5 protein-coding genes are annotated in these 3,958 nt (G+C 69.9%); all 5 read left to right on the forward strand.

The window, feature by feature from the left end; all coding sequences use genetic code 11:
* Positions 1-335 precede the first annotated feature (335 nt).
* The gene (locus tag AB0C29_RS37220; protein ID WP_360830657.1) at positions 336-1,358 is read left to right on the forward strand and encodes an SMP-30/gluconolactonase/LRE family protein; all 1,023 of its coding nucleotides are present in this window, start codon (positions 336-338) and stop codon (positions 1,356-1,358) included.
* Between the two features lie 69 nt (positions 1,359-1,427).
* A complete protein-coding gene (locus tag AB0C29_RS37225; RefSeq protein WP_360830660.1) occupies positions 1,428-1,760 on the forward strand; it encodes a hypothetical protein in 333 nt (110 codons plus the stop codon).
* A 68-nt stretch (positions 1,761-1,828) separates the two neighbouring features.
* Positions 1,829-2,080 carry a DUF3040 domain-containing protein gene (locus tag AB0C29_RS37230; protein WP_360830663.1) on the forward strand — a complete coding sequence of 84 codons (252 nt, stop codon included), beginning with the start codon at positions 1,829-1,831 and terminating at the stop codon, positions 2,078-2,080.
* 196 nt (positions 2,081-2,276) lie between these two features.
* Complete coding sequence (locus AB0C29_RS37235) at positions 2,277-3,140, forward strand: hypothetical protein (protein WP_360830666.1); 864 nt, start codon at positions 2,277-2,279, stop codon at positions 3,138-3,140.
* Position 3,141: 1 nt separating this feature from the next.
* On the forward strand, positions 3,142-3,958 hold an 817-nt coding region (locus AB0C29_RS37240; RefSeq protein WP_360830669.1), incomplete at its 3' end, for a serine hydrolase domain-containing protein.

A 3,958-nucleotide genomic window follows, 5' to 3' on the forward strand; every position in this document is an offset into this window, starting at 1 on the left:
CGCCACGCCCCGCTCTGAGGGCCGTCCTCCGTGCCGGGCGGCAGCGTCATACCGCGCGGCACCGCAGGGACGGCCAGGTCAATGATCGACGGCCGTCACTCGTCATTGTTCGGTCCCGTTTCCGCGCACGTCAACAACTCGTTCCGGAAGTTTGCCGCGATGTTTCGGACCGCCTCAGGCGTCCCGGCCCAGCCGCGGCAGGCATTCCATCAGGCCAGAGCCACCTACACGGTTCAGTTGCGCCCCACCAACCACACCCGGACTCCGGAACTTGCGCACATGTTCCGAGACTTCGAGCTCTGGCCGCGCGCCCGCGGGCAGGCCACGATGACCCGATGACGGTTCCCCGCCCGCCCGCACCCTGGTTGCTCCGCCCCGTGAAGCTGCCCGCCACCGTGCCGCCCGAGCTCACCGGCGCCTGGGCGCCCACCGACACCCGGCTCGACGACGTCGAGGTGCTGCCGGTGCCCACCGGTCACGGCCCCGAGGACGTCGCGGTCGGTGCGGAGGGACAGATCTACTCCGGTACGGACGACGGGCACCTCTGGCGCTGGCCCGCGGACGCGCACCCCGGCACCACCCCGGACCTGCTCGCCACCACGGGCGGCCGGCCGCTGGGCATCGAGATCGATCCCCGCGACGGCAGCCTGATCGTCTGTGACGCGTACCGGGGACTGCTGCGGGTGACCGATGACGGCACGGTCACCGATCTGGCCCACCGGGCCGGCGGCACCCGGATCCTGTTCTGCAACAACGCGGCCGTGGCGCGCGACGGCGTCGTCTACTTCACCGACAGCTCGAACCGCTTCCCGGTCTCGCACTGGCGCCGGGATCTGCTGGAGCACCGGCCCAACGGACGGGTGCTGGCGTTCGATCCGGCGTCCGGCCGCGTCGACGTGGTGGCCGAGGGCTTCCACTTCCCCAACGGCGTGGCCCTCACCCCGCAGGAGGACGCGCTGCTGCTCTGCGAGACGGTCGCGCACCGCCTGGTCCGGGTGTCCTTGCCGGACGGCGCGGTACGGGTGCTCGGCGACCTGCCTGCGTACCCGGACAACATGGCGCCGGTCGGTGACGGCACCTACTGGATCGCCTTGGCCAGCCCGCGGGTCGCGCTCGCCGAGAAGCTCCTGCCGCACCCGCAGCTGCGCCGCATCGCCGGGATCCTGCCGACCCGGTTGCAGCCGCAGCCGGTGCCGTACTCGATGGCGGCCCTGGTCGACGGCGAGGGCACGGTGCTGCGCGTCCTGCACGGTCCGGCGGGCCGGTACGTGATGGCCACCGGCGTCCGTCAGCACGGCGACACCCTCTGGCTGGGCAGCCTGACCGAGAAGGCCGTCGCGCGGGTGTCGCTGTCGTAGGGATAAGCACGGTATTCGGTGGTTTTGCCGTTATCCTGAGTTCCCGCGCAGTCGACCCAGGGCGGCGAGATGACGCACGCACAACCGGACATCGTGGTTCCCGAGGAACTGCAGTGGGCGCTGGCCGAGGCCGGCAAGGAGGCCGTCGCGGTCGCCCCCGGCTGGTTCCGGGCCTGGCCCACCGGGGACGAGAAGTGGTCCGTGGTCAACATCCGGGGCGCCAGCCAGGTCATCGTCAACCACAGCCGGGAGGACGACCGCCACCCGAACGCCTGGACGGTGCGCGCGCTGTTCGGCGACAAAGCGGTGGAGCTGCGGGTCGGGCCGTACGACAACAAGGCGCAGGCGATCTGGGTCGCGCACGCCGTGCTGAGCATCGCCTTCGGCGACTCCCGGCCCTGAGCCGGGCGCCACGGGCGCGCGATGGGGGTACCGTCGGCTGATCCAGCGCGGCCCGGGGAGGTGGCGACGTGCCCGACAACGACGAGTCCCGCGCCTTCGCCCGCATCGTCTCCCAGTTGCGAAGCGAGGATCCCCGCTTCGCCGCCGGCGAGGCTGATTCCGGCCGGCGCCGCGGTCGCGCGCTCCTGCTGATCGGCATCGCCCTGTGCGCCGCCGCCGTCCTGTTGATCGCCTTCGGGGGTCCGAAGGGGGCGGTTATCGCCATCCTGCCGTGGCTGGCCGGCCTGATCGCCGTGATCCGGAGCCGGAGTGGAAAATGAGCAGATTGTGATTCCGCTGCGTTATCACTCACTTACTCAAAGTCATATTCCGCACATTCTCTGAATTCCCGAGGCCTAGACTCCGAGTACTACGCACGTGCGCACTTGTCTCAGCGCACCCGCGGACAACAATCGACTCATGACGTACGGCAAGAAGGATCTCCCCTTCCCCTATTGTCAGGACTTTTCCGGCATCGTGACGAGAGTCAAAGGTGTCCGGGAGTCGACCCGCGCCGCCCTGGTGAACTCGCTCAAGGTCGCCTCCTACCTCAAGGCGGGGGCCAACCTGGTCGAGAAGAACCTCGGCGCCAAGGACTCGGCGTTCCCGACCGACGATGGTGGCCGGAAGCCGTACTGGTCGGGCCTGCGCTTCCTCACCGAGCGCGCGCTGTCCCGCGAGATGGAGAGTCTCGAGCCGCCGTTCCTGCGCCAGAAGGGTGACGGCCCCTACCGGGCCACCTGGGCCAGCCACGACGACTACCTCAACGACCTGTTGACTTTCCTGTTCCACGCGATGAACTACGACCCGCAGTACGGCGCCGACCTGGAGACCCGCGGCGACTGGCTGATCAGCACCGAGCCGAACTTCGCCAACGCCCTCGACCGGGCGTCCTACCACGAGCTGCTGGCGATCTGCCGGATGCCGCTGTTCCGCCTGCAACTCATCATGGTGGCCACGGCGGACCGCAACGACGGCATCCACGACGCGATCGCCAACCAGTACGCCGGCGCCCTCGGGCCGTGGACCAAGATCTACGAGGCCACCATCGCCGCCCGCGGCTACCAGCTGCGCAAGGGCATCACGATCGACCAGTTCGCCAACATCCTGGCCGCGATCACCGAGGGCTTCGCCGTGCACCACCTCGGCGACCCGCACGCCGGCATCGTCGGCGACGACCACAGCCGGGACAACCTGATCGGCATGGCGGTGCTCGCGATCATGAACAGCTATCTCGAGCCCGCGGGTGAGTCGAGCGGCCTCACGCTGCGCGAGGAGTTCGAGCGGTACGCACCCGCACCGCGTTCCGCCGAGCACGAATCCGACGACAGCGGGGACTGACATGACCAGCACCGTCGAGCCGAGCATCGTGCGAGCCGCGCACGAACCGTCGTGGTGGGACCGGCAGGGCGACCTGATCATGCGCCGGCCGTTCAACGAGTGGACGTTCACCCACATGAACTGGCTCATGCCAACGGAGTACGTGCCGCGCGGCGGCCCGCACCTGCCGCTGCCGCTGAGCCCGTGCCCGCTCGACCTGACCTACCGCTTCGACGACCGCGACCACACCCTGACCGAGCTGCACCGGCGCACGTACACCACGGCGTTCGTCGTGCTGCACCGCGGCGAGATCGTGCACGAGACGTACCCGGGTGCCTTCGCCGGTCCCCGCAGCCGGATGCAGCTGTTCTCCATCTCCAAGTCGGTGACCTCGATGCTGATCGGCATCGCCCTGGCCGACGGCGCCATCGGCAGCATCAAGGACCGGATCACCGACTACCGGCCCGACTTCCGCGGCACCGCCTACGAGGAGTCCACCCTGGCCGATCTGCTCGACATGACCAGCGGCGTCGGCGACGCCGAGGTGTGGGACGTGCCGGACAGCGGCATCAAGCGCTTCGAGCAGGCTGTCATGGGCGGTGGCGACGTCGCCGAGGTCATCCGGGCCGCACCGCGCCGCACCGCCCCGGGCGAGACGTTCAACTACTCCACCTTCGACGCGCAGATCCTGGGCTGGGTGCTGGAGGCCGCCACCGGCCGCAGCCTGGCCGCCTACGCCTCCGAGCGGCTGTGGGCCCACCTCGGCGCCGACCGCGACGCCTACTACTGGCTCACCCGGGCCCGCCCGCGCACCGCCATCGGCGGCGGCTCGTTCAACG

This window comes from Actinoplanes sp. NPDC048791 (genome assembly GCF_040650095.1).
Classification (GTDB): domain Bacteria; phylum Actinomycetota; class Actinomycetes; order Mycobacteriales; family Micromonosporaceae; genus Actinoplanes.